Annotated in this window: 4 protein-coding genes; all 4 read left to right on the forward strand. The window is 67.9% G+C overall.

Annotated elements, in window-relative coordinates; all coding sequences use genetic code 11:
* Positions 1-388 precede the first annotated feature (388 nt).
* Complete coding sequence (locus tag QZT63_RS16465; RefSeq protein WP_290652591.1) at positions 389-2,890, forward strand: hypothetical protein; 2,502 nt, start codon at positions 389-391, stop codon at positions 2,888-2,890.
* Between the two features lie 14 nt (positions 2,891-2,904).
* Positions 2,905-3,198 carry a J domain-containing protein gene (locus QZT63_RS16470; protein ID WP_290652593.1) on the forward strand — a complete coding sequence of 98 codons (294 nt, stop codon included), beginning with the start codon at positions 2,905-2,907 and terminating at the stop codon, positions 3,196-3,198.
* Entirely contained in the window at positions 3,198-3,851 is a 654-nt protein-coding gene (grpE, locus tag QZT63_RS16475) for a nucleotide exchange factor GrpE (protein WP_290652595.1), read from the forward strand. The genes QZT63_RS16470 and grpE overlap by 1 nt, the downstream gene beginning before the upstream one ends.
* A partial coding sequence (locus tag QZT63_RS16480; RefSeq protein ID WP_290652597.1) for an Hsp70 family protein occupies positions 3,848-4,913 on the forward strand: 1,066 nt, incomplete at its 3' end. The genes grpE and QZT63_RS16480, both read left to right, overlap by 4 nt.

Below are 4,913 nucleotides of genomic sequence, written 5' to 3' on the forward strand. Positions count from 1 at the left end.
ACCGCCGAGCTATCGTGCGCCTGCGGCGCAGGCCGTTTGAAGGCGGATTACGCTGCGCTAATCCGACTACGCGACAGCGCTACGGCCCATAGCAGGCATTTCAACGAAGCTGACCACGGGGGGTGGCTCGGCCGGTGCGATTCGCGGTGGGACGACGGCTGAGCGGACCTGCGGCTGCGAACGCGCCGGATAGCGCGCGGCGCGAGCGCCTTCGGCAATGCGAGCGAAGGTATGGGCACCGCCGTGAATTCTTGCTGGAGCGCGAGAGACGATCTCCGCGGCATGACACTGACCGTCGACCTGCCCTATACTCACCAACCGTCGGCCCGCGAACCCGAGCAGGCCACCGATGATTCCTTGCTCATACAAATCCCAGTAGCCAGGCTCCGTGACCAGCAAGAGCAAAATCAGGAAACGCAAGTCGCGCCACGCGGGCAAGCAGGCCGCGAAGACCTCGCCGGATACCCTGGTCGAACAGGCCCGTGAGGCCTTGGCGGCCGGCAAGTTCCGCGACGCGATCGAGGCCTTCAAGACCCTTGCCAAGAGTGAGCCGCCGGAGGTCTGGATCGAGGGGCTGGCCGATGCCTATGCCGGTCGGGCCGTCGATCTGGAGGCCAAGGGCATGCACAAGGAGGCGCTGACGCTCTGGGAGAACCGCGCCTTCTACTGCCCGGGCGTGCCCCCGGCACCCCGCCATCTTGCGCTGTTGCTGCGCATGGGCCGGGTGCAAGCAGCGCTCGCGGGCTATGAGGAATTGCTTGCGAACGGCCACTCTGCCGATGTCGCGTGCGCTCGCGGCCACCTGGCGGCGGCGTTCCTCACCGACTCCGACGGATTCGATCGCCTTCGCGCCGACGATCCAGTGCTGCGCGACGGTGCGCCGGCAAGGGCGGCACTGGAGGCGTATTGCAGCAGCGATGACGACGAGGCGGCGCGCCAGCTCGAGGCGATCCCCTTTCGTTCCCCCTATCGCGACTTCGCGCTAATCCTCAAGGCCCTGCTCGCCTCGGCGGACGATGCCAACCGCAGCCTGGGCCTGCTGAAGCGCGTCGCGACCCATTCCCCGTTCCATACACTGGCTGCCGCTGCCCGTCTTGCCATGCTGCCCGAATGGGAATTTGCCTCGCAGCTGGCACAGGCCGGACCAAACACGCAGGCTTTCGCCATGGCACTACGCGGCTGGCCCCAACGCCGCTGCCAGCTCTGGCGCGAGCTCATGCGCGACGGCCGTGAACCCGACAGCTCCCGCCTCGTCACGCTGCTCCAGCGCAACAATCAGGCCCTGGGGGCGGATTGGGCGCGTCAAAAGCTACGCGCCCTGGCGCAGGCGCATCTCCCGGGGCTGCCGCCCCGCTTCACGGGTGCCGAGCTCCCCGATCGAGACCGGTTTTTGCTCGCGGCGATGGGCGCGGAGGCGGAGAACCTGGACCTCTGGACGATCAACACCACCTGGGCGAGTTTTGTCGACCAGATCCGCGCCGAGCATGGCCGCAACGACCCGCCGGCGGGCAGCGATGATGCCCTGCGGATCGCCCTGGTCCACCGCCGGTGCGCTGGCGGCAAGTTGCCAAGTCTGGCCTCGCCGGAGCGCCAGATGGCCGAACAGGCGCTGGAGGAGAGCCTGCACCTGGACCCTGATTACCGTCCAGCCTACCAGCAGCTCATTGCACACTACCGGCAGACCCACAGGCTCCAGCCAGCACGGTACTGGCTGGATCGTGCGCTGGATCGCTTTCCCGAGGACGCGACCCTGTTGCACGAGGCCCTGGAGACCGCGCTCGCCGGGGGCACCTTCAAGAAGGCGGCAGGCTTGGCTGCGCGGATCCTCAAGCAGGATCCGATTAATCGCCGGGCCAAGGCAAGCCTGTTCAACGCCCACATCGCCCATGCGCGCAAGCAGGTGCTCAAGGGACGCAATGACCTGGCGCAGCGGGAGCTGGAGCAGGCCGACCGCTGGGCCGATGGCAAACCGAGGCAGGCGCAGGTCGCGCTGATGCGTGGGCTGCTCCGGCTGCCGGACGACCAGGCCGCAGCGGTGGCGACGCTGCGCGAGGCCTGTGAGCAGCTTGGCGGTGGGCTCTGCGGCCGGTTGGCTCTGGCGCTGGAAGCGCAGCGACTCAACCTGACGCCCAAGGCGGTGCTGAAGAAGGCCCGACTGCTGCCGCCTCCGCCACCTGATCGATCCGACCTGCTGGCCTGTGCCCGCCTGCTGCGGGAGGCAACGGACACCAACCGGGCGCGCACACCCGACGCCATAGCACCACTGCGGGGCGTGTTCGAGAAGGCGGCGCACAGTGATGAGCTGGGCTACGAGGATTACACCATCGTCTGCGAAAGCCTGCGCACCGCCGGGGAGCCCGCGCTACGTTGCACCTTCGCCACGGCGGCGCTGCAGCGCTGGCCTGGGGAGCCCATCTTCGTTCTGCACCAGGTGGAGGGCAAGGACGCGCGTTCCGTGCGGCTGACGGTACGCGACCTGCACGCGCTCGAGACCGCGTTCGAGCAGGCACGGGAATCGGGCGACGAACGCACCAGCCAGCGCCTGCTGCAGCTACTCGACGAGCTTTCACCCTTCGGGATGGGTTTTATGGGCGAACTGGGCAGTCCCCCGCCCGCGTTTCCGATCGGCGAACCGCACACGCCACCGTCCGAGGATGTGGCTGAGTGGCTGGGCGCGATTCTGGCCAGCCCGGGCGAGGTGGGCGATCAACTGCGCGAGATCGAGGAGACTCTCGGCCGGGACGACCTACTGCGCATTCTGGAGGCCGCCAAGGGGGCGGGCCAATTACCGCCCCTCCCGGCGCAGGCCGACGACCCGCCACCCCGGAAGGGCCGCAAGCGCTCGCGAGACGATGGCGATAACGACCCCGATCAACTCGACCTCTTCTAGATCAAAGGCACACCATGCGCGACCCCTATCTGCTTCTCGGTGTATCCCGCGAAGCCGACGACGAGACCATCCACGCCGCCTATCTGGCGGCCGTCAGGGCCTGCCCGCCCGAGCGGGATGCGGCGCAATTTGACGCCGTGCGCCAGGCCTATGAATCCATCGCCACCCGGCGCGACAGGCTCGCTCACGAATTGTTTACGCCGGCACCCCCCCGGGTCAACGATCTCCTCGACCGCGTGGCTCCGGCGCAGGCTTCGCAGCGGCCCACGCTGGATGTTTTCCGGGCGTTGCTGCGGGGTGAGCCCTGATGGATGCCAGTGAGCGCGAGCAGCTGGTGGCGGAGTTTCGCACCTATCTCGAGGAAGCCGACGGGCACGGGGCTGCGGCGGAACCAGAGACTCCGGACCTGTTCACGCTGCTCTCCGAGCTCGCCGCGGTCAAGAACGAGGTTCGGCTGGAATCCCGGCAGGTCAAGACGGCCCTGGAGCGATTCGCGGAGACCTTCGACACGCTGCGCCGAAGCAACGAGCGCCTCCAGCAGGAGCTGGATCGTTCCCAGGCGCGCGCGACGCGCGAACGCCACGAGGTGGAACGGCCGCTGTTGCTGGAGCTGCTGGACCTGCGTGACCGGCTCCAGGCCGGTCGCGACCACGCGGGGCAGTACCGGCCCGGCTGGCTGGCCCGGCGCGGCGGCGCCGGGACGTTCGTCGCCCGCATGGCCGAAGGCATGGACATGAACCTGCGTAATCTCGACGGCATACTCAGTCGCCACGGGGTACAAGCGCTGGCAACGCTCGGCCGGCCCTTCGACCCGCATACGATGCGCGCGGTGGACACAGCCGACGAACCGTCGCAGGCCCGCGGCACTGTGGTCGCCGAAATCCGCAAGGGCTTCGTGCAGGAAGACGCGCTGCTGCGCACCGCCGAAGTCATCGTCAACAAATGGGGAAACGATTCGTGAGCGAGTCCATCATCGGCATCGATCTGGGCACCACCAACTCCGAGGTGGCCGTCATCCAGGCGGGGCAGGTCGAGGTCATCGAAATCGAAGGGTCACGACTGCTGCCATCCGTGGTCGGGCTCGCCGAGGACGGGTCACTGTTGGTCGGCCAGGCCGCCCGCAACCAGGCGGCCCTGCACCCGGAGCGCACGGTTCGATCGATCAAGCGCCGCATGGGCGAGGACATCCGGGTGCCCCTCGGCGGAACCGAGTACAGCCCGCAGGAGATTTCCGCCCTGATCCTGGGTCGGCTCAAGCGCGCCGCCGAGGACTACCTGCATGGCCCTGTGGGCCGCGCCGTGATCACTGTACCGGCCTACTTCTCGGACGCCCAGCGTCAGGCCACGCGCGATGCCGGTGAGCTGGCCGGGCTCGAGGTGAGGCGCATCATCAATGAACCCACCGTCGCCGCCCTCGCCTACGAGGCCGAACACCCCCAGCGCAAGCATGTCCTGGTCTACGATCTGGGCGGCGGGACCTTCGATGTCTCCGTCGTGCGCGTCGAGGGGGACGTCGTCGAGGTTCTTGCCAGTCACGGCAACAATCATCTGGGCGGCGATGACTTCGACGCGCGCATCATCGAACACCTGCAGCATCGGCTGAAGGAGGAGCACGCAGTCGACGCCGGCAGCGATCCGCGGGTGATGGCACGGTTGGCGCGCGCGGCGGAAGCCGCAAAGATCCGGCTATCCGACGCGCCCTATGCCCGTGTCGAAGAGGAATACCTGCTGGAACACGACGGCAGCCCGATACATCTCGACGTGGAACTCGAGCGGCACGATTACGAGGCAATGATCGAGCCCTATCTCGCCGAAACACTGGAGGCCGTCCACACCGCGCTCGAAGGTGCAAAGCTGACCGCGTCCGAAATCGACGAGGTCCTGCTCGTCGGTGGCGCGACCCGCACCCCGGTCATCCAGCGCCGCCTCGAGGAGGAACTGGGGTTGCAGCCGCGCAGCGAGCTGGATCCGGACCTGTGCGTGGCCACGGGTGCAGCCCTGCAGGCCGCCATGATCGCCGGCG

This window comes from Aquisalimonas sp. (assembly GCF_007120195.1).
In the GTDB taxonomy this organism is placed as follows: Bacteria; Pseudomonadota; Gammaproteobacteria; order Nitrococcales; family Aquisalimonadaceae; genus Aquisalimonas.